This is a genomic window from Chitinophagales bacterium (assembly GCA_013816805.1).
Lineage (GTDB): Bacteria > Bacteroidota > Bacteroidia > Chitinophagales > UBA10324 > MGR-bin340.
On sequence record JACDDS010000021.1, the window covers coordinates 18769 to 42642 of the forward strand.

Genomic DNA, 23874 nt, shown 5'->3' on the forward strand with positions numbered 1-23874 from the left:
TGCAGATTTAATTATGAATTCATTCTATTGCCGCTCCTTTTGTTGTTTGCTCTATTTTCTTGGTACCTCTTATAGTGTCTGGTGTCAGCAACTGGCTTTCTCCGCTCCCCAGAAAATTACTGCAGGTAATGCCCAGGTTGAAATACTGGGTCGGAATTCGCAGGGTACACTCATCCGTGAAAAAACAAAATCAGATGATGTTATTGCGGCATATTTTGACGACCTGCAATTTCGATGGAAAAAAAACCTGCCCCGAAAGGAACGAAATGCAGACATCCAAAAAATTCTCATCGATAATGATTCACTTATCTTCTTTTATACGGTACCAATCAAAAATGATTTAATTCTTAAAGCATTTAAGACAAATGCAAGGCTGGAATCATACGGAGCTTCCGTTATTTGTGATACAGTTACTTCATCCTTTGTAAATGGTATTCCTAGATTGCAATTTACGGTTACACCTGACAGGCAGAAAATATTAATTTACTATGATACACCTGTTTTTCGTGATAATAAGCTGCTTTACGGTTTATGCTTAAGCAACAGCTTAAAGAAACTCTGGAAAATAAAAATAAAGGTAAAGGCAGTCGAAGCCCCTGATCTGATAGATGCTATTGTAGATTCTGCAGGGAATGGATTTTATGTAGTAGGTGACATGAACATCAAAAGCTTTAACAATGATTTCCCATATTCTACTTTAAACCTGATTTGTGTTCGTGGCAATGCGGATAGGGTAGATCAGTATGTATTGAATCAAAAAGATCAATTCCTGGGTGAGTGTAAGGCAAAACTTGATGCAGAAAGAAAAAATGTGGTACTTACAGGATTATATTCAAATAACGAAGGCAATGAATCAAACGGAGTTTACTACTTTATATTCAACCTTAAGAATGACAGTTTAATAGCTAAAAGCCTCGAACCATATAATGAAGATTTTCTCATTCAGCTTACCGGGAATAATCCACCCCATAAAAATGATGGATTTTTTAATTTTAAACCCGTAGACCTAATAGTTAAAAGGGATGGAGGCGCCATCTTTATTTCGGAATCACAGTCCGTTTCTTCGGAAACCTATAATAACACCGCATATAACGGATTCGGATTTTCTACAGGTTTCACAGTTAATTATTATCATTATGACGACCTGGCGGTTTATTCATTTTCTTCAGGCGGAGTTTTAGAATGGAAACAGATTTTACATAAAACACAAACGTCAGAAGGCGACGGAGGCTTTTATTCATCGTTTATAACTCTGATTGGGCCAGATAAACTATATTTTGTTTATAATGATATTGAGAATGGCCAAACGAGTGTATCTTCCTATAGCCTCACCATAAAAGGAGATCAAGCCAGATCTGACATTTTTAGTGCAGACAGAAAGGGCGTAATGATTATACCACAGTCATCCAGGCAAGTTTCTCCCTTCGACATTATTTTGCCTAGTATAAAAAGAAACTATTTGCAATTTGTAAAAATCAGTTTTTAAACGCAGGACAACTTGATAAGCATTTTTAGATCCTATCATCCTGCTGTTATCTTCCTGCTGCTGGTTTATACTATATTTTTTCGGTTAATCCTTTTTAAGGAAACTGTTCACTTACAGCCGGAGCAGGAATCTGAAATGATGACAGGGTTTTTATATGAAACATTGAATCAACTGCTTGTCAACCGAGCATGGTTATTCCATATTACTGCAATAATGGTTACTTTCCTTCAGGCTCTTTATTTTAATTATATAGTTAACTATTATCGTATTTTATCGAAGCCGTCTTACTTGCCTGCCCTTTCTTACATTCTCATATCCTCTCTTTTTTCGGAATTCCTTTACCTGACGCCCGCATTATTGGCCAACCTGTTTTTACTGCTGGCTTTTTCTAAGATGTTTTCTTCCTATAAAAAAGAGAACGCGCTCAGTATCATCTTTGATGCAGCGTTTTATATTTCAATTGCTTCCCTGATTTTTTTTCCATATCTGGTTTTTATCTTTTTTATTATTATTCCAATACTTATATACCGTCCATTTAATTTAAGAGAGTTGATTATCCCTTTTGTGGGGCTGCTCATTCCATATTATTTTTTGGGAGTATATTTTTTTTGGGAAAATAGATTGAATGAGTTTCTTCATTCATTAATGATATCTGAATTGCGTTTCAGTCCGGATGTATTGGAAAAAAGTATTCGAATTTTAACGGAAAGCATACCTGTATTGTTCGTAATGGTCTGGTCGGCCCTCTTTATTCAGGCGAACTTGTTTAAAATGGTAGTTCAGGTAAGGATTTATCTTATGCTGTTCATAATCTTTTTTTTAATAGGCATCTTTAGTCTGGCTATTCATTTTAATGGGGAAATAGACCACTTCATCTGGATTATAATTCCTGCAGGCATTGCTTTCGCGTTATTTTTTACAGAATATAAGAAGCGGATTGTACCTGAAATCCTTCATTTATTTTTAATTTTAGCGATCCTGTTTTTTCAATATTATAAGGGAATTGTATTGTAGAAAGTTAACAATGTTCAGTTTCCGGGTTCGTTATACATTTCTAAAGTAGATTTAAAATAATGTGACATGAAATTTGGAGTAGTCACTTTTCCTGGATCCAATTGTGATCGTGATTTAATTTACGTGCTTGAGGAAGTGCTGAAACAACAGGTTACAGTATTATGGCATAAGGATAAAGACTTAGATAATTTCGATCTTCACGATTGTATTATGTTACCGGGAGGATTTTCCTACGGAGATTATTTAAGAAGTGGAGCCATTGCCCGCTTTTCACCAATTATGAGACCGCTTAAGGAATTTGCAAGCCAGGGAGGATTTGTCTGGGGCATTTGTAATGGATTTCAAATTTTATGCGAGGCTGGACTACTGCCCGGGGCGTTGATGAGAAATATTTACCAGAAATTTATTTGTGATAATAGTTATATAACGCCAACAACTACCGATTCTGCTGTTACTCATTTATTAGAATCAGAAAAACCTTATAAAATCCCGATTGCTCACGCAGAGGGAAGATATTTTGCTGATAACGTAACAATAGAACGCCTGAAAAAAAACGGGCAAATCATTTTTCAATATTGTAATAAAAAAGGTTTCATTAATCCTGAATCTAATATCAATGGCTCAATAATGAATATTGCAGGTATTTGTAATGAATCAAGAAATGTTTTTGGCATGATGCCACATCCCGAACGTGCTTCAGAAGAAGTGCTCGGTAATATTGATGGCAGGCTCATTTTTGAATCATTTCTTCAATTTATATCCGAAGAAGTTAATGTAATTGATAATTCATTTCAATAAAATGAAAATAATTGAAAAGCTTCTTGATAGTCCGGTATACTATAAAATCAGGCTGAAATGAAAAAAGCCACGGAGGTTATTTTGTTTTTTCTGCTGTTTTTACATGTAACGAACAGTTTTAGCCAGATACTTACACCGGTTAAAATAAATTCTTCGGTAAAGGATCTGGGCAATGGCGAGTATCAACTGATTTTTGAAGCAAAAATAGAAGATGGCTGGCATTTATATTCTCATTTTGTCCCTGAAGGGGGCCCTATTCCTGCCTCAGTCAATTTTGAAAATAGAAAAGGATTTCAGATTGGTAAATTCTCTGAAGAAGGGGAAAAGATTCAGAAAAATGAGCCACTGTTTGGTATGGATCTGGTATGGTATGAAGGTAAAGCAGTATTTAAACAAAAAATTAAGGTCAATTCAGCCACTGCTAATGTCAAAGGATATTTTGAATATGGCATCTGTAATGACCGTTCATGCCTTCCTCCTTCTGACGTAGAGTTTGATTATAAGCTAAAAGGTGTCGTTCTATCTAAAAGTGATTCAGGAAAAACTGCAATAGCCGTTCCCGAAACCTCTAAAATAAAAGAGGTTAATGTAGACATTAAAGGAACTACTGCGGCTTCAGTGGCGGATACTTCACAAAAAATTTCTTCTGTTATTTCAACTACCGGAAAGCAGGTCAATATAAATCCTATTGGATGGTGGAAGATTTTCATAGGGGGATTTGGTGGTGGCCTGCTTGCATTGCTTACCCCCTGTGTATTTCCTATGATCCCGCTTACGGTAAGTTTTTTTACTAAGAAAAATCATAATCGTAAAAAAGCAATTATAGGGGCATTAACTTATGCGTTTTCTATAATTATTATTTATGTCGCCCTAGGCTTTATTGTTACCAAGCTTTTAGGTTCTGATGCATTAAATCAACTGGCAAGTAACGGCATTTTTAATGTTACCTTCTTTATAATCTTTGTCATTTTCGCAATTTCCTTTTTTGGTGCCTTTGAAATAACCCTGCCCAGTGCTTGGGTAAACCGATCAGAAACAATGTCGGATCGCGAAGGAATGATCGGAATATTTTTTATGGCATTTACTTTGGCCCTGGTGTCTTTCTCGTGCACAGGCCCTATTATCGGCACCTTGCTGGTACAGGCTGCGGTAGGAGGAAACAGTGCGGGGCCTCTTTTAGGGATGGCTGGCTTCGCCATCGCGCTGGCTTTGCCATTCGGGCTGTTTGCAATGTTTCCCGGTTGGTTGAAGTCTTTGCCCCGGTCTGGTGGATGGTTAAACACGGTTAAAGTAACTCTCGGCTTTCTCGAATTGGCTTTAGCCTTAAAATTCCTATCAAATGTTGATTTAGCCTATCACTGGGGTATTCTAGACCGTGAAGTATTTTTAGTCTTATGGATTACTATTTTCTCCATGCTGGGTTTTTACCTTTTAGGCTACATTCGCTTTGCTCACGATACGGAGATGAGCCATGTTTCTATTTCCCGACTATTTGCTTCTCTTTTGTGCTTTGCTTTCTCAATCTATATGTTGCCAGGTTTGTGGGGTCATCCATTACTTGCAATAAGTGCTTTTGCGCCACCCCAATCTACACTTGATTTCGATTTATCTAAGCTAGTTGAAGCGCAGGACAATTCACAAGTATCGCTGCAAAGCGATGAGAAAAAGCAGTATTCTTCGATTTTTCATTGTCCCCATGGCATAGATTGTTATTTTGATTATGATGAAGGGCTTTCGGCCGCAAGAGCTATGAATAAACCTGTAATGCTTGATTTTACAGGATGGAGCTGCGTCAATTGCCGTAAAATGGAGACTTCTGTCTGGAGTAATCCTGAAGTTCTTCAGCGATTGAAAAATGATTATGTGCTCATCTCTATGTACGTTGACGATAAAACAGCATTACCTGATTCAAGCCAATATATTTCTCCTTTCAGCGGAAAAAAAATAAAAACCCTTGGTAATAAATATAGTGATGTTCAGGCAACACAGTTCGGAACCAACTCTCAACCTTATTATGTTTTGGTTGATCCTTTTATAATACAGAAAGCACCACCAATGTTATTAAATCAACCGAGAGCATTTGATCTGGATGTTAAAAGTTACATTAACTTTCTGGATAAAGGGCTTCATGATTTTAAATTAAGACGTAATTCCTGATTCAGAACAGACTTTCCTAACCAAAACAGGATACCATACAACCATTTTTATGTTTTAGACGTCTCCAATCAAAGGCTACATTACTTTTCGTGCACAATTTATAAAGCTTCAAACATTTTTTCACCAAACAAAAAAGGCGTATGAGTAAAACTCTTCGATTTTTAATGCTGATACTTGCCGTAATAACCTGGCACGTATCCTATGCACAAACCCGTACCATTACAGGCACCGTTAAAGACAATAAAGGAGAACCGGTTATCGGCGCTTCCGTAATTGTAAAAGGCACAAGCCAAGGTACCTATACTGATGTAGACGGGAACTACAACATTACTGTTCCAGCCAATTCCAATATTCTTGTATTTAAATATCTTGGATACAAAAACAATGAAATGGTAATTGGCAGCACAAATGCCGTTAATTCTACTTTGCAGGAAGACGTATTGGGATTAGATGAAGTAGTAGTAACGGCGCTTGGAATAAGCCGGCAAAAGAAAGCATTAGCCTATGCTACCCAGGAAATAGGTAGTGATCAATTGGGAAATACCGGTTCTGGAAATGTACTGCATGATCTGAATGGAAAAGCAGCCGGTTTAACGGTTATTAATAGCAATGGCGATCCAGGAAGCGGTACTTACATACGCTTGCGTGGTGTTACTTCTTTAACAGGTAATAATCAGCCACTTATTATTGTAGATGGTATACCTATTGATAACTCCATTAACAATTACGATCCAACAGGTGCGGGATTTCAAGCTTCCGGAGCGGCTGGAAATACCACGGGTGGTACTTCCCCCTCTAACCGCGCAACCGATATTAATCCGGACGATATAGCTTCTGTAACTGTATTAAAGGGCCCTGCAGCAACCGCTTTATATGGTATTCAAGCTGCGAGTGGTGCTCTTGTAATTACTACCAAAAGAGGAGGGCAGGGTGCTCATAAAGGTGCTAATATTAGCTTTACTTCCAGCTTTGGCATTAATAAGGTTAACCGGTTGCCACCGTTGCAAAATCAATATACGCAAGGGTCGAAGGGCATTTATGCGGGTCCTGATAAGACTGGCTTAGGAGGTATAATCCTTTCCAGCTCAGTAGCAGCTGGAAGAAGGACTACCTGGGGTCCAAAGATAGATACCCTTTCCTGGGATGGAATGCCTTACCTGTATGACGTAAATGGAAGAGTAGTTAGCTCCTCAGACCCTACTGCAGCCTATAAGGTAACTCCTTATGATAATGAACATAACTTTTTTGTGGATGGAACTTCACTAGATAATAATTTAGCAGTTTCAGGAGGAAATGATAAATCAGGATATAGAGTTTCCATAGGAAATAATCATCAAACAGGAGTAGTTCCCAAAACATTTGCTGACAAAACAACCCTTAGCTTAAATGGCCAGGCTTCGGTAATTAACAAATTAAATGTTTCCGGAGGAGTTACTTATATTAGATCCCGTGATAATAAAGCGCAGCAAGGATCAAATGTTTCAGGTATTATGCTTGGGCTGTTACGTACTCCCCCAACATTTGATAATGCAATGGGTAGTTTGGATCCGGCTAATGATCCTAGATCCTACTTATTACCAAATGCTAACGGAGATATAGCTTTCCCTAATGGCCAGCAACGTGACTACAGGGGCGGACCGGGCTATGATAATCCTTACTGGACCGTAAACCGTAATATTTTCAATGAAGATCTAAATCGTGTATATGGATTCGGACAGGTGGATTATAATGCTTTTTCATGGGCTAGTTTAACTTATAGGATAGGAGGAGATGCTTATTCCCAGAGCAATAGAAATGGATATGATATACAATCAAATTCGTTTCCTGAAGGCTCTCTTTTCCAGGATGATTATTTTAATCAGCAATACAATTCGGATTTGATATTGAATCTCCATAAAGACTTCAGCGATAAGTTTAATGCATCATTGATTTTAGGGCATAACTACTTTGTTACTATTTCTTCTGAGCATTGGGCACAAGGAGATGGATTTGTTTTCCAGAATTTCTTCGATATGTCAAATGCTTCTACCTATTTAGCTCACCGTGCTGATACCAGGAAAAAAACCATGGCATTTTATGGCGATCTTAATTTAGGTATTGCAGATCAGCTCTTTATAGAACTTACCGGCAGAAATGAGGTTTCATCAACACTTCCAGGAAAGAACAATAATTTCTTCTTTCCTTCTGCAAATATAGGTTGGGTGTTTACAGATGCTTTAGGTTTATCAACGAGCGAAACTTTTGGTTATGGTAAACTGAGAGCGTCTGCCGCCAGGGTAGGTAAAGATCCTTTACCTTTTTCATTGCAGACCTACTATACATCCGCAACAATATTTGATGGGTTTACTTCCGGAATAACTTTTCCCTTTAACAGTATTCCAGGATATCAGCTTGCAAATGGAACTAATGTTATTGGTAATCCTAATTTAAAACCTGAGTTTACCAATTCTTATGAAGGCGGATTAGACCTGTCATTTTTTAAAAACAGGTTGTCTTTTAATGGAACCTATTATTATTCCAAAACAACGGGTCAGATATTTACCGTTCCAATCGCACCTTCTACCGGCTTTGCAGCAGCTTTGCTGAATGCAGGCGAAATAAGAAACCAGGGAGTTGAGCTAACCTTAGGTATAACACCTGTTAAAACGAAAGGTGGTTTTCAATGGGATTTAACTTTTAACTGGAGCACGAACAAAAGTAAGGTTGTTAGTTTAGCCACTGGAGTGGATAACTTATTCTTAGGAGGATTTCAAAATGGAGCTGTATATGCTGTAGTTGGAAAGCCTTATGGACAAATATTTGGACCTGCATTCGTTAAAAGTACAGATGGTCAGTTAATTATTGATGATAATCCCGAAAATGCCGGATTTGGATACGGTGATCCGATTCCTGGATCCCAAAATACAGTATTGGGAGATGTGAATCCGGATTGGATTGGTTCCGGTATTAGTTCTTTCTCGTTTAAAGGTTTTGCGTTGTCTTTTCAGGTTGATATAAGACAAGGTGGTGACGTGTGGAATGGAACACGGGGTGCTTTAGATTATTTTGGGACGGGAGCTGAAACCGCAAATCGGGGCACCACAACTGTTTTTCAGGGTCTTTTAGGCCACCTCGATGCTACAGGAAATGTTGTGCATTTTGCAGCGGATGGCTCTGAGGTAGCTGGCCCTGGAGGTGCAAATACAACCACCACTACATTAGATCAGTTTTACTGGCAGAATATCGGAAGCAGCTTTATCGGTCCTGCAGAACCTAGTGTTGAAGATGGATCTTATGTAAAGCTTCGTGAAGTGAGTATCGGTTACGCACTTCCAAGTAAAATGACCTCTACCATAGGTTTGAGCAGCCTTTCCTTTGCATTGTTTGGAAGTAATTTCATACTGCATACTGATTACCAGGGTGTTGATCCTGAAACCAGTTTGGTAGGACCTGCAAATGGTCAGGGCCTGGATTATTTTAATAATCCTGGCGTAAAAACATTTGGAGTAAGGTTGAATTTAGGTCTATAATCAATTCAAACAAAAAAGAACACAATGAAAAAATACAATATAATTTTACTGAGCTCGCTGGTAGTTGTAGTGTTGTTCAGTGTATCCTGTAAAAAGTCTTTTTTTACGGATGCAAATATTAACCCTAATGCTCCACCAACCGTTACGGAAACATATATTCTGGGTCCCGTTGAAACATCGATTGCTTATGCAATAGGGGGTGATATGTCAAGATTTACTTCAATAATAACACAGCAAACGTTTGGTTTTTCAAGGCAGTCTGCTGCTTATCAGACTTATATCTTTACGGAGCAGGATTTTGATAATTTATGGGCACTTCTTTATGAAAATTGCATGTATAATACGGATACTCTTATCAGCCAGGCTGACAAAAATGGTAACAATGCATATGCCGGCATAGGCAGAATGCTGCTTGCTTACACCTTGCAAATGACAGTTGATATGTGGGGTGATATTCCTTATTCCCAGGCATTTCAAGGCTTGCAGAATTTAACGCCAACCTTTGATAAAGGCCAGGATGTTTATAATAATATACTTCTGTTGGTTGATGCTGGTATAGCAAATCTAAATAATGCCGAACCAGGCGTTTTGCTTCCCGGAGCGGAGGATAATATTTATGGAGGGGATCCTGCAAAATGGATTTTATTTGGACATGCTATTAAGGCACGGATATATATACATCAAAGCAAGAACAACCCTGCGATGGCACAAGCGGCATTAGATGAGGCAAATCAATCTTTTACCAGTAATGCCGATAACGCCACGTTTGCTTTCGGTATTACTGAAACGAATGCAAATCCTATTTATCAGTTTAATGAGCAAAGAGCCGATATTGCTTTTGATATTAGTACGCTTGCTGATACTCTTTTAGCGGATAACGATCCCCGGTATAGTGTTTATGTCAATCCTGATTTTACTGATATAAATGGAGTAGGATTGGGTGATTTCTTTGGAAGCATCAATTCAGGCGTTGATTTAATAACTTATGATGAAATGGAGTTTGTAAAAGCCGAAGCATCACTTAGGTCAACCAGTGATTTTACAAATGCAGATAGCGCATATCGAAACGCCATTCGTGCGAATTTTCAGAAATATGCAATTGATGATTCTTCTACATCGGCTTATGTTTCCGCAAATCCTATATCTACTACATCCGCTGACGCTAGTTTAGCTACTATTGGGGTTCAGGAATGGATAGCTCTTTATCTTAATCCGGAGGAATTCACTACATGGAGAAGACTTAATTCTCCAAATTTAGAATCACAGGGAAATTCAGCAATTCCAAGACGGTTTTTATATCCTCAAGCAGAGCGTTCTTATAATGGTGCTAATGCTCCGCAAGCAACTTTGCTTACTCCCCTTATTTTTTGGGATACGCCTTAACGTTTGCTTAAGTTAAATAAGAAGCTGTCTGATATCAGGCAGCTTCTTTTTTTCATACCAATACCAGGCGATAATGAATCTTGCCTTAGATTTTGGAAATTCTTTCACTAAGCTGGGTATTTTCGAAAGAAATAATCTTATTTTTTTTCAGTCATATAAGAACTTATCAGTAAGAAATCTTCATGAGGTATTAAAAAGGTTTCCGATAAAGACAGCTATTATCTCGTCAGTAGTAGAGGATAGTGCCAAAATTGAAAAATACTTGCGGCGCTTGTATCATGTTGTAGAAATGAAATCTGACATTCCCCTTCCACTTGAAAATCTATATGAAACACCTGGTACTCTGGGCGCTGACCGGATTGCAGGTATCGTTGGTGGTTATGCTCTTTTCCCGAAAAACAATATTTTAGTAATCAATGCGGGAACCTGCATTACCTATGATATTGCAATTGCAAATAAGGGTTACCTGGGGGGAAATATAACACCGGGCATAGACATGCAATTAAAAGCGCTTCATACTTTCACACAGCGTCTGCCGTTAGTCAAAAAGCAATTTTCTGAAGACTTGCTGGGAAAAAGCACTTCTTCTTCAATTTTAACAGGCGTTATGAAAGGTACAGTTTTAGAAATGGAAGGATTTATAAAGGCTTACAAAAAGGATTATATCGCTTTAAAAGTTTTGCTTTCAGGTGGTGATGCTTTAATGTTTGAAACCCAGCTTAAAACGAAGATATTTGCAGTACCAAATTTAGTGCTTTTCGGCATTAATAAAATCCTGACAATGAATGAACCTGACTAAATGTGCCCTCTTTATAATTGCTTTGTTAGGTTGTGGCCTGAACCTTAAAGCGCAGCAAAATTTACCTTATTCGCGCTATGGTATTGGTACTTTAAGTGAGCCTGACCCGGCTAGTTTAAAAGGTTGGGGAGATCTTACTGCTCCTTCCCATAATCCTTCAGCTATAAATTTAGGAAATCCTGCATCTTATAGTGCGCTTAAAATAACCACCTTTGAAGCAGGAATTTTTGGCAGTTTAATTACTATCGGCGATAAGGATTCCAGTCAAACCTTTGGAGATGGTTCAGTATCCAACTTTGCACTTGGATTTCCGGTTATAAGAAATAAATTAGGAATTTGTCTTGGTATTACCCCATTCAGCCGGGTTAACTATAACATCATTCAAAAAAATGACAGTGTACCCGGATTAGGTCAAACGGGAAATAGCTTTCAGGGAAGTGGGGGACTTTATCGTTTTTTTTTAGGTAGTGGTATTAAATACAAAAACCTGGCAGCAGGTTTAAATATTGCATGGGTTTTTGGAACAGATAATTATACTGATATTTTAGTTTTTGAGGATACTGTAAATGCTTTGAGCACAAAAAAGGTTGAACAGCGCGTTTTGGGAGGTTTCCTTCTTGATGCTGGTTTACAGTATAGAGTTCCTCTGCAGAACGGCTTTTCTTTTGATTTGGGCTTGCAGGGAAATTTTAAAACTAATATTTCATCCAGGAGAAATTTAGTTTACCAGCGGCTGCATTATTCTTTACTTAGCGGAGAACAAATAATTGATACTGTGTTTAATAGTCCAGATTCAAGCGGAAAAACAACATTACCTGCATCTTTTTCAGGCGGAGTTATTTTCAGGAATGAGAATCATTTTTCTGTTGGGGTAAATTATCGGTTTACAGCCTGGGATCAATACAGGTTTTTTGAACAGAAAGATATTACCATTAATAATTGGAATTTAAGTATCGGTACTGAATGGATACCCAATTATAAGGCGTATAATAATTACTTAAATATAATAAGCTATCGTACAGGCTTACGATATGGTAAAGATTATATTCAGTTTAATCAAAAGGATCTGCCGCAATATGGTGTTAGTGTTGGTCTGGGGCTTCCATTAAAGCGGACTATTTCCCAGATCTCGCTCTCCGGGCAGTGGTTACATACAGGACATACTTCAGATAATCCTGTATCAATTAATACCTATCGTCTTACCCTTGGGCTCACCCTTAATGATGTATGGTTTTTAAAGCGAAGATTTGATTAAGCAGCAGTTGGATCAATTTTATCTAAAATTCGGTTTTGGTCGATCCAGGGATAATAAATTTTATGTTTTAATAATCATTTGTTTTTCATTTATTTTATTAGGCTTGCTTTCCTCCTGCGAGAATGACATGGCCGTTGTTAAAAAAATTGCTTCGCAAAAAGAAGCCTCAGCGGAAACAGGAAAAGATGTAGAAGTATTATACAGTGACCAGGGGAAAATAAAAGCAAAACTCCGGGCTCCCACTTTAAGCAGGTTTCATGTAAAGGATTCTTACACAGAAATGCCTGACGGCCTCAAGCTGTTATTTTTTGATGCTGATGGTAAAGTAAACAGTCAGTTAACTGCAGGATATGGCATATCGTATGATAAATCAAGCCAGATGATAGCCCGGAATAATGTCGAGGCAATAAATATTTACGGTGATAAATTAAATACTGAAGAGCTGATCTGGAATCAGCAAACACAAAAAATATCTTCTGATAAATTTGTAAAAATTACCACAAAGGACGAAATCATATTCGGAGATGGTTTTGAATCCAATCAGGATTTAACAAACTATACTATCAGGAAAATCAGGGGAACTATAAGACTGAATCAGGATCTATCCGTACCTGCTGATAGCAGTCATCAATAATATCAAATTGAAGTTAAACTTAAATTGGTTGAAAGTGCTGTATCCCGTAAGGGAATTGGAGCAACGGTACGTTAGTACCTGATTCTATGACATTTAAATGCAGTCTTCATTTGGATATTCCCTTTCAAAAACCTTATTTTGCACTTCCTTTTTATTTTAAAATTAATAGATTAAATGGCAATTATATCTAAGATTAGAAACCGGCTGGGTCCTATTATTGTCATTGTAATTGGTTTGGCATTAGGAGTATTTGTTCTCGAAACTGCCCTCAATTCCAATTCTTCCTTATTAAAAGGAAATAAAGACATAGTGGGTGTAGTGGATGGAAACGAAATTCATTACCGGGATTTTCAAAATAAGGTGGATACCGCGCTTAATAGCTATAAGCAGCAAACAAACCAGAATTCACTGGATGATAATACTACCTATATGCTGCGCGATCAAACCTGGAATCAGATGGTGAATGATATGATAAATGGAGAAGAATTTCACAAGCTTGGTTTAACCATTTCCGTAAATGAATTAACTGATATGTTTATGGGAAAAGATCCTATTTCCGAAATCCGTAAACCATTTACAAATCCGCAAACAGGTACTTTTGATCCGCAGGCAGTAAAAAATTACATTAATAATCTTGATAAGCCACAGCAGGGAGATCAAACCCCTCCGGGCCAGCGCCGGGCTCAATGGGTAGCCTTTGAAAAAGCTGCCAAGCAGCAACGCATGGTTGAGAAGTACGCCAACCTTGTTAAAGGAGGTTTGTACATACCTAAGTGGCAGGCTCAGATGGATTATGATGAGAAAAACACCCATGCGGAGGTTAAATATGTAATGGTCCCTTACACTTCAATTTCAGACTCAGCTGTAAAAGTTACGGATGCCGATATACAGACTTATATAGATGCACATAAAGAGCAATTTAAGCAGGACGAAAATCGCAAATTGGAATATGTGATCTTTTCTGTGAAGCCTTCCTTACAGGATAGCGAAGAGGTAGTGAAACAAATTAATAATATTTATACAAAGCTTTCTTTGGCGCCTGACGATACGAACGATTTAAAGTTAAATGCCGACAATGGAATCGACAGGTTCTATTATTCAAAGGAAAATATTGCTTCAGCAAAGGTCAGGGATACACTTTTAAAGCTGAATATCGGATCTCTTATAGGTCCTTACTTTGAAGATGGTGCGTATAAAATTGTGAAATTATTGGATCGGCGTATGGTTCCTGACTCGGTAAGGGCTCGCCATATTTTAATACGTGTCGCGCAAGGGGTAGATTCTGCAGTTGCTCTTAAAAAGACGGATAGCTTATACCAGGCTTTAAAGAATGGAGCTTCCTTTGATTCACTGGCGATCAGGTTCTCTGATGATAAAGGTTCAGGGCAAAAAGGCGGGGATTTGGGTTATATGCAGCAGGGAAAAACCGTGAAGAATTTTAATAATTTTCTTTTCTTTCAGGGTAGGCAGGGAGAAGTAAATGTTATAAGGACCGAATTTGGGTATCATATTGTAGAAATATTAGATGCCAAAGATTTTCACCCGGCAGTTCAAATTGTGTTTATTACCCGTCCTTTGGAAGCAAGCTCAGAAACGGATAAATTGGCTTACGAACAGGCCACACAATTTGCCAGCAAGTACAATACGCGGCAATCTTTTGAAAAGGAAGTATCCTCAAAGCCATATACAAAGCAATTAGCCCCTAACGTACAGAAAAATGCTTACCAGTTACCCGGGCTTACTTCGGCCAGGGAAATTGTAAAATGGGGTTATTCAGCAAAAGTAGGGGAAGTATCACAGGTATTTTCATCAGATAATAATTATGTGGTAGCCCTTCTTACAGAAGTAAAGCCGGAAGGTACTATGAGCGTTCAGGATGCAAGGCAGCAAGTGCAACTAGCAGTGCTTAAAGAGAAAAAGGGTGCTCAAATCGCTGCTCAGCTTGCCGCATCAGGTACACTGAATGCAACTTTAGAATCTATTGCTACCAAGTTCAATCAACCGGTTAAAAGCATTTCGAATCTTGCTTTTGCAAATGCTTATGCCCAGGATTTAGGATTTGAGCCCAAAGTAGTAGGTGAAACTTTCGCATTAAAATCCAATACGGTTTCAAAACCAATACTTGGGGAATCAGGAGTTTTTGTTATTTCTGTTTCATCTCTAAATAAACCTACTCCTATAGCTGATTATAATTCTTACAAACAGCAAATCCTATCTTCCCTGCAGCCAAGGTTACAGTATGGATACGCTGAAGCTTTAAAAAAATCTATTAAAATACAAGATGACCGTTACCTGTTTTTCTAAGTTTAAAGTGTTTCTTTTATAGATACAATTCCAGTGTAATAATTCAATAAAATACTCAGAAATGAAAAGTGGGGTGGATATGAACTATCCACCTCTTCTTTTTTGTTAAATGTAAAAGCCATTAATGGAATCTTCAGATAAAATAATTAATAAAATTGCAGAAAGCGGACTGATTACTTTGGATCTGGAAGAAATGTATCCTTCAGAAGAGAAAGCAGCTTTTGATATTAAAGATTATCTGTTTATGGGATTAATCCTGAAAGAAAAAGATTTTAGAGAATCTCTAAAGAATTTGGATTGGCAAAAGTTTGAGAAAAAAAGCGTGGCTGTATTTTGTTCTGCAGATGCTGTAGTTCCCGTTTGGGCATATATGCTAGTTGGAATATATCTTCAGCCGGTGGCAAAGCGATTTTATTTTTGCAGTCAGGAAGATCTCGATGCAATGATATATTATGAGGAAATTGATAACATAGATGTCTCTTTATATCGTGATCAAAGGGTTATAATAAAAGGATGCAGCGATAAACCTGTTCCTCCGGCTGCTTATGTTGCCATTGCAAGAAAATTGCGCCCCGCTGTGAAAAGCTTAATGTATGGGGAGGCTTGTTCCAATGTACCTTTATATAAACAAAAAGTTCTGTAGGTATAAATCTGCTTTAATGAAAGAAGGTGTTTTAAGAAGGTTAAGGTGGATGCTTTTGATTGGAGCAGCTGGATTTGGAATTTTATTCTTTATTCAAAAGACTCAAAGCGCTCCGGATCCTGTTAAATATTCAAAAGAAAATGTTCTTTCCCCATTCGATAATAAAATTTATGCGATACAAATTCCTGATAGAATGGATTTTGCCGGAGAACCTGTGCCGCTGAGTAATACGGATGTAAAACAGCATTTAGACCGTGAATTGTTAATTAACGCTTACTGGCATTCACAAACTATATATATCTTAAAACAATACCCGCAGATGATATCTTACATTGAACCGATTTTAAAAAAGAATGGAATACCTCATGATTTTATTTATTTGTGCGTGGCGGAAAGCGGCTTACAATACAATGCAATGTCGCCGGATGGTGCATTAGGATTATGGCAATTTATGAAAACAACAGGGCAGAGATACGGATTAGAAATTTCAGCGGAAGTAGATGAGCGGTTGAGCTTTGAAAAATCTACGGAAGCAGCTTGCAGATATTTGTTGGATTCCAAACAGCGCCTGGGAAGCTGGACACTGGCTGCTGCAGCCTTTAATATGGGATTGGATGGTCTTTCTGAGGTTATTAGAAAGCAAAAGGTTAACAATTATTATGATCTGTATCTTAACCGTGAAACGTCCCGATACATATATCGGATTCTCGCATTGAAAGAAGTAATGAATAATCCTTCGCAATATGGCTTTAACCTTGAAGTTAATGACCTTTATAATCCTTATAAATATAAATCCGTAAAAGTTGATACAACTATAACAGACCTTGCAGCTTTTGCTCAAATGGAGAAAACAAATTATAAAATGTTACGCGTCCTTAATCCCTGGATTATCGGATATACTTTAACTAATACGGAGGGCAAATTGTATAATATTAAAATTCCAATTGCGGATTAACATTTAATTCGTCTGCTATTGCTTTGATACGTTATCTAAATCAATTATCGTCAGTTTTCTGAATAGGGATAACTGTCTTCTTTAATGAATCGGTAGCAATGGCAATAATGAAAGTTCATTTTAAATAGTGAATGTGGATAAAAAAATCTAAGCCAGCTTTCTGTATTCATCCTGAAAGCATTTACTTTGATCAACAGATATTCAAAGTGAGACTAAATGCTCAAAGCATTCTTTAAAAAAGATGAAACTGAAGCGGGTTGTGATGAAGCGGGTCGGGGATGCCTTGCCGGGCCTGTATTCGCCGCAGCAGTAATCCTTCCATCCTATTTTTCTCATCCATTGCTTAATGATTCAAAACAATTAAAAGAAAGCGATCGCTATTTTCTTCGTGATGTTGTAAAAGAAAATGCCATTGCTTATGCAGTCTCTTCAGTAAACCATAAGACAATTGATAAGATCAATATTCTGAATGCTTCCATACTCGCAATGCATAAGGCGTTAAAAGCATTGCAAAAAAAACCTTCCTCTATTATAGTGGATGGAAATCGCTTTAAGAAATATAAGAGAGTACCCCATACTTGCATTATCCAGGGAGATGCTCAGTTTGCATCCATTGCTGCTGCCAGTATTCTTGCAAAAACGTATCGTGATGATTATATGAGGCAGCTCCATGAAAAATTTCCTCATTACAACTGGAAACAAAATAAAGGATATCCTACGGATGAGCATCGGGATAAAATTACGGAGCATGGTGTTTCCGTTCATCATCGGCTTTCCTTTAATATTTTTGGATATCCAAAAGAAGACGAATTAGCCTGCTTAGAAGCTCAGTCCGATGAACAACCCTACTCCTAACATATGCCATTACAGAGTGCAAAGGAAAACCAGGCCTGCCGTATTTTTAGAGCTGGTTTTGTGAAGCAGGTGATTCCGATGACCCTCTACCGTACGGGGTGATAAGGATAACTGTTCAGCTATCTCACGATTTGACAACTCTTTACAGATGTATGTCAGCACTTCCTTTTCCCGGTCAGTCAACGGATAGGGTGCCGTCACTTTTTTGGGACAATAAGCTTTTATCAACCAGCCTTTTAAATAGTGCTTCCGACACCTCTCGGGAATAATAATGATGATCGTTTAATACAGTAGTAAGTGCTTCCTCAATTTCTTCACGGTCCGTATTCTTTAATAAATATGCGGATGCTCCATTGGCAAACATCTCGATCACAAACTCCTGGTCATCATAAAAAGTTAGCGCGATAATTTTTATGTGAGGATATAACTTTTTTACTGTTTTAGTTGCTTCTATGCCATTCATGCCCGGCATTTTTACATCCATAAAAATCAGATCCAATGATTCTTTCATGATCAGATCCAGAACTTCGAGCCCATTCTGGGCTTCTTTAATGGAGGAGATCTGGTTGATTGAATTCAGGATCGTGATTAATCCAGCTCTGAAAATTTTGTGATCATCTGCAATTAAAACCTTCAATGTATTTTGTTTCATATAATTCATATTATAAAAATTATTTATAAATATATAACTCGCTGAAATAGAATAAAAAATTTAATTATATTACATTATGTAATATAATCAGTTTCCGTTGGAATCAATTAGAAATTGATTTTTTTTATCTGCAACAAATATCTTCTGCAGTAAAAAATTAAACTTTACAAGCTATTTCCTGTCTGTTAAAATGAATAAAAAATCAGGAACATTTAATTTATTTATACATGGCTATAATTTGACTACAATTGCTTTAATTGAATAGTTTAAATTTGCTCCCTTCTTTAGATCAAAACCATTTTAACTCATTTGTATGAAGAATTTTCTCCTGTTTTGCCTTTTTACCTTATATACTTGTATATCATTTGCACAACAGCAGCCTGCAACATTGAATGATGTAATTAAGAAATACGGGGAACCAGGAACTACATCTCCCCACGTTTCCACAAGGGATAGTCGTCCGAATATTTTATTTATCATGCTTGATGATGCACGTTATGACTCATTCGGACCAGAAGATCCTATTCCTTTCTTTCCCACCCCGAACATCGACCGCATTGCTAACGAAGGAATAAATTTTAAGACTACTGTAGATGTGCTTTCTCTTTGTACGCCTGCCAGGGGCACATTTTTTACAGGATTATATCCCCATAAAAACGGCGCTACCAGTAACCCGGAAAATATAAAAAATAATCTGCCATGGATATCCTCTATTTTGAAATCTTCCGGATATTATACAGGCCTGTCAGGCAAATTGGGATTTGATGAAGACAGCGTTCGGGGTTTTGATAAATATCTTATCAGCACCCAGGAGAGTTACATTGATTCACGCTATAATTATAATGGACATCCTAATATTCATATCGCAGGCCACACCACCGACGTACTAACAAATTATGCTGAAGACATTATTGCTACCCGTCCTGTAGATCAGCCTTTCTTCCTTTATCTTGCTCATCGTGCGCCTCACGTTCCTTACATCCCCCGTCCGGAAGATGCGAACCTTTTTACAAACGATACAATGCCTTTCCCCCCTAATGATACCCCTTATGTAAAAAATTATCCTTCATATCTGTATCCTTTTAACCAGGCAGGGGATTCTATAGCCCAGGATACGGAATACCGTGGTTATTTCAGAATGCTGGCAGGTGTGGAATACAATACCGGAGTATTGCTGAATTATCTGGACAGTCTTGGATTACTGGATAATACTGTAATATTTTTCACTAGTGATAACGGAAATATTAAATCAGAACATCTTTTACAGGGAAAACAGTTACTATATGAAGAGTCAATTAAAATTCCGCTTTTCATACGCTATCCTGCCTGGTTTGCACCTGGTACAGTAATTACTAATCAGATTGCTGCAAACATTGATTTTGCGCCTACTTTAATGGATTTAGCAGGAGTTACCAATACTTATGGAATGGATGGAGTGTCTTTGCGAAAGCTTGCCAGCCAGGAGGTTATCCGGCACAATATAATGTGTGAAGTATTTCAGGAGAACGAAACTCCTTCTATGAGGGAGGCACGTACGATGGATTATACCCTTATTAAAAGCTTTTGTGACCAGGAGACGGAGGAATTTTTTGATCTGGTAAACGATCCCAGGGAAAATATTAATCTTATTAATGACCCTGCTTATCAATCCATAATTAAATATTACCGTTGCAAATTAGACAGCATGCGAGTAGCCTTAAAAGACTTTGGTATCGATACTATTATTTCCTGTAAGCTGAAATTTGAAGATACCAGTCATGTAGGCTTTTCAGACAATCCAGGTCCTATTCCTGCTTGTGTTGTTCCTGTATTTGACGCTGGCGATCCCTACAACCAAGGCGGTGGCAGCACTACCGGTATTGATAATATTCCAGTCGAAGAATCAGGAATATGGAATGTAACCGTTTTTAATTTATTAGGACAACCTGTGTTCAATGATAAACGCTTCTATAAGTTTCCACTCTCGGATCAATTAATCTATGTAGGTAATACTCCCCCTGGCATATATGTTATTTCATTTGAAAATCAGGGGCAGCATTTAGTGAGGAAGATTTTTTTGCAATAAAATCATATGTTATTTTTTGATGGAAAAAAAGGTGATTTCTCTTTGAACGGTTAGAAATTCATTCCATGTTTCCTCTATAATAGATGCAGCAGGTTTAATATCCTTTATTAATCCGCTTACCTGACCTATTTCTAATTCGCCTTCATCAAGGTCACCCTCAAACATTCCGCGCTTGGCTCGCGATCTGCCTAATAAAAGGCTCAGCTCTTCTTTGGATGAACCATTATCTTCAGCCGCTTGAATTTTATCATAAAATTTATTTTTTAATAACCGCACCGGCATCAATTTCTTCAAAGTAAGCACAGTGCTTCCTTCTTCGCTGTCAATAATTTTATTCTTAAACTTATGATGGCCACTTGCTTCAGTACTGGCGACAAAGCGGGACCCCATTTGAACACCTTCCGCCCCCAAAGCAAAGGCAGCCATCATGGCACGGCCCGTTGCAATACCACCAGCAGCTATTACAGGAATATTTACTGCTTTCTTTACCAGAGGAACTAAAACCATCGTAGTAGTTTCTTCACGACCATTGTGACCACCTGCCTCGAACCCTTCGGCAACCACTGCATCGCATCCGGCATCCTCCGCTTTCTTTGCAAACTTAGCACTCGATACCACATGCACTACCTTTATTCTATCTGTTTTTAATTGGGAAGTCCATGCTTTAGGATTGCCTGCAGAGGTAAAAACAATGGGTACATTTTCATCTCTGATAATTTTCATGTGCTGATCAATATCGGGGTACATTAAAGGAACATTCACTGCAAAAGGCTGTGAAGTCGCTGCTTTACATTTGCGGATATGGTGCTGAAGAATTTCCGGATACATTGAGCCTGATCCAATAATACCTAAGGCGCCTGCATTCGAGACGGCTGATGCAAGCTCCCAACCACTGCACCAAATCATTCCCGCCTGGTTAATAGGATATCTTATACCAAATAATTGTGTGATACGATTGTTCATTTTATGAAAATAAAAATATTGCAAATGACGTGCACATCCCTTTATATAGATTTCAGCCGGGTAATTATTAATTATTCAGACGGATAAACAATAAAGATGGCTCAGCGCATATCAATTTCTGTATCATCACCGAGATTAAGGGTCTGGCTTATACCTCTGATGGTAGTATCATTGCCTATCAATGAGTGGTGAAGCAGCACATCTTCTATAACTGAATAACTGCCTATAATCGAATCCCGGATAACGGATGAATCTATAGTTGTGTTTTCTCCAATGGTAACGCTGGGACCAACAATGCAGTTGCTAAGACGGCAATTTTCGGCAATGCTTACGGGATCTATAATAATAGAATTTTCAAAAAGCAATGAAGAAGAAAGAGAGTGCCCCATTTTTTTCAGAAGAATTGAATTTGTCTCCAGCAATGATTCTTTTCTGCCGCAATCGAACCAGTTATTGACTTTATATCCTTTAAATACAATACCTCTTTCAACCATACGCATTAGTGCATCTGTAAGCTGGATTTCCCCGCGCGTGAGTATCATATTTTTAATGTTATATTCCAATGCATCAAATAACTCTTTCGATTCGTTGATTTTATAAAGACCAACCAAAGCAAGATTTGATTTTGGGATTTGTGGCTTTTCGATCAGACGTATAATAGTGCCATTTTTTTCTACCATTTCCGCGACTCCAAAATCTCTTGGGTCATCAACTTTTTTTAAACATAAAATAGAATGGGGAGAATCCACAAGGTCTTTCATGTTTAAATCAAAAACACTGTCACCGAGAGCAATAAAGACCGGCTCATCAGGATCAACATGATTTCTTGCATGCCAGATAGCATGGCCGATTCCTTCGCGTATTACTTGCTCAACAAAAGTTGCATTGATGTGAGGATATTTTTTTTCAACGAAATCCCTGATTTTTTCTCCCAAATAGCCTATTATAAATATATAATTGGTAATTCCTGCAGCAATCATTTCATCAATGATAAATGCAAGTATTGGTTTTCCGGCTATCGGAATAAGTGCTTTTGGTTGCGTATAGGTGTGAGGCCGCAGCTTGGTTCCGGTTCCCGCAACTGGAATAATAGCTTTCATGAGAGGTGTTTCTCCGTGCTAAATGTACGAAACATCCGGATCAGGGATAGTTTACAGCTTTGCAAATGCATTTAGCTTATTTGAATTTTGTATTGAATTATATTATTATTACAAATAGCATTTGGTACCCTTGTAGCTAATCTTTATGAAACATGATTGGTTTCATAGAAATAGTTGCTACTATCGGGAAATGGTCTGAATATTCTTTACAAATGGTTTTATAATTATTTACAACAAATTGTTTATCTGTAAAGATGTAGTCGATACGATATATTTTCAGAATACCGGAGTAAGTTGGCCCAATCCCCCATCCGCCAGCTAAAAAGGCATCCTGTAAATTGCTGCTTATTATATGGTATGCAAAAGACACCGGCGTATCGTTAAAATCGCCGCACAGGATTACCGGGTAAGGGCTTTCTTTAACAGCAGTTTCGGTTTGGATTGCTTGTTTTTCGCGGAGAATAAATGCCTTCCTTAATTTCGCAACAATGGCTTCAGTTGGTCTAACCTGCAAATTCTGATTTGCGGATATATCTTCGAGATATTTATAGTCTTTATCTGATAGGTAAATTGATTGCAGGTGAATATTGAATACGCGAATAGTTGTATCATCTAATTTAATATCGGCATAACAGCATGAATTTTGGGTGGGCTTTTCAAACTCAATACTTCCTGTGCCTGCGATTGGATAATGGCTGAAAATTGCAATTCCCCATGCATCCACCATACGATGTTCATACGTTTTTTCAAAAAAATAATATTTAAAGCCAGCCTGATCCATCAGCATTTTAATAGTTTGAAAATTGCCTTTTGAAGAGGTATAAAATTCCTGAAAGCAAATTATATCGGGATTTTGCTCTTTTATCAGTTTTAAAATTTCGTTTAATGTTCCATTTTTTTTAGACCAGTGATAGAGGTCGAAATTGCGCACGTTATAACTCATCACTTTTAAGGGTGACGCTTTTGATCTTCCGGCTATAGAAGGAAAAGGAAGTGAAAAATATGTTTTCAACACAGGGAAAGTCAAAGAAATAGCAATAATGGAAATGAAACTATATTTAAACCGGACAATAATCCAAAAAAAAATAAAGAAAATATTGATAAAAATAAAGATTGGATAAGCCAGGCCAAAAAATGAAAATACCCACAGCCTGGAAGGATTGGCATATATACTTATTCCACCTGCTAACAAACCAGACGCAGCAATAAAATTTAAGAGTAAGATTATTTTTCTTAGGAAGGTCAACGTAATGACTTTAATTAGAAAAGAGTATAAGGCGATTTTCACGTCTCATATATTCT

At 37.6% G+C, this 23874-nt stretch carries 19 protein-coding genes; 14 read left to right on the forward strand and 5 right to left on the reverse strand.

Translation table 11 applies throughout. The features are described 5' to 3' along the window. The first annotated feature begins 13 nt into the window (after positions 1-13). The 13 genes from H0W62_14590 to H0W62_14650 all read left to right on the forward strand — a co-directional run bounded on the left by H0W62_14590 (position 14) and on the right by H0W62_14650 (position 17792). On the forward strand, positions 14-1486 hold the full coding sequence (locus tag H0W62_14590) for a hypothetical protein (GenBank protein MBA3649746.1): 1473 nt from the start codon (positions 14-16) through the stop codon (positions 1484-1486). Positions 1487-1498: 12 nt separating this feature from the next. Beyond that, positions 1499-2500, forward strand: a complete 1002-nt coding sequence (locus H0W62_14595) for a hypothetical protein (protein MBA3649747.1) — start codon at positions 1499-1501, stop codon at positions 2498-2500. Positions 2501-2566: 66 nt separating this feature from the next. Next, complete coding sequence (purQ, locus tag H0W62_14600) at positions 2567-3298, forward strand: phosphoribosylformylglycinamidine synthase subunit PurQ (protein MBA3649748.1); 732 nt, start codon at positions 2567-2569, stop codon at positions 3296-3298. Positions 3299-3355: 57 nt separating this feature from the next. Continuing rightward, positions 3356-5455 (forward strand): thioredoxin family protein, encoded by a 2100-nt coding sequence (locus H0W62_14605; protein MBA3649749.1) that lies wholly within the window; start codon positions 3356-3358, stop codon positions 5453-5455. A gap of 140 nt (positions 5456-5595) precedes the next feature. Beyond that, positions 5596-8964, forward strand: coding sequence for a SusC/RagA family TonB-linked outer membrane protein (locus tag H0W62_14610; protein ID MBA3649750.1), 3369 nt, complete (start codon positions 5596-5598; stop codon positions 8962-8964). A 24-nt stretch (positions 8965-8988) separates the two neighbouring features. Beyond that, positions 8989-10347 carry a SusD/RagB family nutrient-binding outer membrane lipoprotein gene (locus tag H0W62_14615; GenBank protein ID MBA3649751.1) on the forward strand — a complete coding sequence of 453 codons (1359 nt, stop codon included), beginning with the start codon at positions 8989-8991 and terminating at the stop codon, positions 10345-10347. A gap of 73 nt (positions 10348-10420) precedes the next feature. Further along, positions 10421-11146: a type III pantothenate kinase gene (locus H0W62_14620; protein MBA3649752.1), complete on the forward strand. Its 726-nt coding sequence runs from the start codon at positions 10421-10423 to the stop codon at positions 11144-11146. Further along, positions 11133-12401, forward strand: coding sequence for a hypothetical protein (locus H0W62_14625; protein MBA3649753.1), 1269 nt, complete (start codon positions 11133-11135; stop codon positions 12399-12401). Before H0W62_14620 ends, H0W62_14625 begins: the two co-directional genes overlap by 14 nt. Positions 12402-12504: 103 nt before the next feature. Beyond that, positions 12505-13035 (forward strand): LPS export ABC transporter periplasmic protein LptC, encoded by a 531-nt coding sequence (lptC, locus tag H0W62_14630; GenBank protein ID MBA3649754.1) that lies wholly within the window; start codon positions 12505-12507, stop codon positions 13033-13035. A gap of 174 nt (positions 13036-13209) precedes the next feature. Continuing rightward, on the forward strand, positions 13210-15339 hold the full coding sequence (locus H0W62_14635; GenBank protein ID MBA3649755.1) for a SurA N-terminal domain-containing protein: 2130 nt from the start codon (positions 13210-13212) through the stop codon (positions 15337-15339). 124 nt (positions 15340-15463) lie between these two features. Continuing rightward, a complete protein-coding gene (locus H0W62_14640) occupies positions 15464-15982 on the forward strand; it encodes a DUF2480 family protein (protein ID MBA3649756.1) in 519 nt (172 codons plus the stop codon). 16 nt (positions 15983-15998) lie between these two features. Beyond that, positions 15999-16937, forward strand: coding sequence for a lytic transglycosylase domain-containing protein (locus tag H0W62_14645; GenBank protein MBA3649757.1), 939 nt, complete (start codon positions 15999-16001; stop codon positions 16935-16937). Between the two features lie 216 nt (positions 16938-17153). After that, positions 17154-17792, forward strand: a complete 639-nt coding sequence (locus H0W62_14650) for a ribonuclease HII (protein ID MBA3649758.1) — start codon at positions 17154-17156, stop codon at positions 17790-17792. Between the two features lie 9 nt (positions 17793-17801). On the opposite strand, the gene H0W62_14655 is transcribed toward H0W62_14650, so the two are convergent. Both H0W62_14655 and H0W62_14660 read right to left on the reverse strand, forming a co-directional pair. Further along, positions 17802-17993: a response regulator transcription factor gene (locus tag H0W62_14655; protein ID MBA3649759.1), complete on the reverse strand. Its 192-nt coding sequence runs from the start codon at positions 17991-17993 to the stop codon at positions 17802-17804. Then, entirely contained in the window at positions 17968-18444 is a 477-nt protein-coding gene (locus H0W62_14660; GenBank protein MBA3649760.1) for a response regulator transcription factor, read from the reverse strand. Before H0W62_14660 ends, H0W62_14655 begins: the two co-directional genes overlap by 26 nt. A gap of 313 nt (positions 18445-18757) precedes the next feature. On the opposite strand from H0W62_14660, the gene H0W62_14665 reads away from it, so the two are divergent. Next, on the forward strand, positions 18758-20509 hold the full coding sequence (locus H0W62_14665; protein MBA3649761.1) for a sulfatase-like hydrolase/transferase: 1752 nt from the start codon (positions 18758-18760) through the stop codon (positions 20507-20509). A 9-nt stretch (positions 20510-20518) separates the two neighbouring features. Here H0W62_14665 and H0W62_14670 read toward each other — a convergent pair whose 3' ends face one another. The 3 genes from H0W62_14670 to H0W62_14680 form a co-directional block, all read right to left on the reverse strand. Next, entirely contained in the window at positions 20519-21472 is a 954-nt protein-coding gene (locus H0W62_14670; protein MBA3649762.1) for a nitronate monooxygenase, read from the reverse strand. Positions 21473-21573: 101 nt separating this feature from the next. After that, positions 21574-22572, reverse strand: a complete 999-nt coding sequence (locus tag H0W62_14675; protein MBA3649763.1) for an NTP transferase domain-containing protein — start codon at positions 22570-22572, stop codon at positions 21574-21576. A gap of 136 nt (positions 22573-22708) precedes the next feature. Further along, the gene (locus tag H0W62_14680; protein ID MBA3649764.1) at positions 22709-23818 is read right to left on the reverse strand and encodes an endonuclease/exonuclease/phosphatase family protein; all 1110 of its coding nucleotides are present in this window, start codon (positions 23816-23818) and stop codon (positions 22709-22711) included. Positions 23819-23874: the final 56 nt, after the last annotated feature.

What these genes read in the sequence shown, in the direction of transcription:
- H0W62_14645 (MBA3649757.1), top strand. Translation starts at nt 15,999, where the DNA reads ATGAAAGAAGGTGTTTTAAGAAGGTTAAGGTGGATGCTTTTGATTGGA.
- H0W62_14625 (MBA3649753.1), top strand. Translation starts at nt 11,133, where the DNA reads ATGAACCTGACTAAATGTGCCCTCTTTATAATTGCTTTGTTAGGTTGT.
- H0W62_14610 (MBA3649750.1), top strand. Translation starts at nt 5,596, where the DNA reads ATGAGTAAAACTCTTCGATTTTTAATGCTGATACTTGCCGTAATAACC.
- purQ (MBA3649748.1), top strand. Translation starts at nt 2,567, where the DNA reads ATGAAATTTGGAGTAGTCACTTTTCCTGGATCCAATTGTGATCGTGAT.
- H0W62_14665 (MBA3649761.1), top strand. Translation starts at nt 18,758, where the DNA reads ATGAAGAATTTTCTCCTGTTTTGCCTTTTTACCTTATATACTTGTATA.
- H0W62_14605 (MBA3649749.1), top strand. Translation starts at nt 3,356, where the DNA reads ATGAAAAAAGCCACGGAGGTTATTTTGTTTTTTCTGCTGTTTTTACAT.
- H0W62_14640 (MBA3649756.1), top strand. Translation starts at nt 15,464, where the DNA reads ATGGAATCTTCAGATAAAATAATTAATAAAATTGCAGAAAGCGGACTG.
- H0W62_14660 (MBA3649760.1), bottom strand. Translation starts at nt 18,444, where the DNA reads ATGAAACAAAATACATTGAAGGTTTTAATTGCAGATGATCACAAAATT.
- H0W62_14635 (MBA3649755.1), top strand. Translation starts at nt 13,210, where the DNA reads ATGGCAATTATATCTAAGATTAGAAACCGGCTGGGTCCTATTATTGTC.
- H0W62_14590 (MBA3649746.1), top strand. Translation starts at nt 14, where the DNA reads ATGAATTCATTCTATTGCCGCTCCTTTTGTTGTTTGCTCTATTTTCTT.
- H0W62_14675 (MBA3649763.1), bottom strand. Translation starts at nt 22,572, where the DNA reads ATGAAAGCTATTATTCCAGTTGCGGGAACCGGAACCAAGCTGCGGCCT.
- H0W62_14620 (MBA3649752.1), top strand. Translation starts at nt 10,421, where the DNA reads ATGAATCTTGCCTTAGATTTTGGAAATTCTTTCACTAAGCTGGGTATT.
- H0W62_14670 (MBA3649762.1), bottom strand. Translation starts at nt 21,472, where the DNA reads ATGAACAATCGTATCACACAATTATTTGGTATAAGATATCCTATTAAC.
- H0W62_14650 (MBA3649758.1), top strand. Translation starts at nt 17,154, where the DNA reads ATGCTCAAAGCATTCTTTAAAAAAGATGAAACTGAAGCGGGTTGTGAT.
- H0W62_14615 (MBA3649751.1), top strand. Translation starts at nt 8,989, where the DNA reads ATGAAAAAATACAATATAATTTTACTGAGCTCGCTGGTAGTTGTAGTG.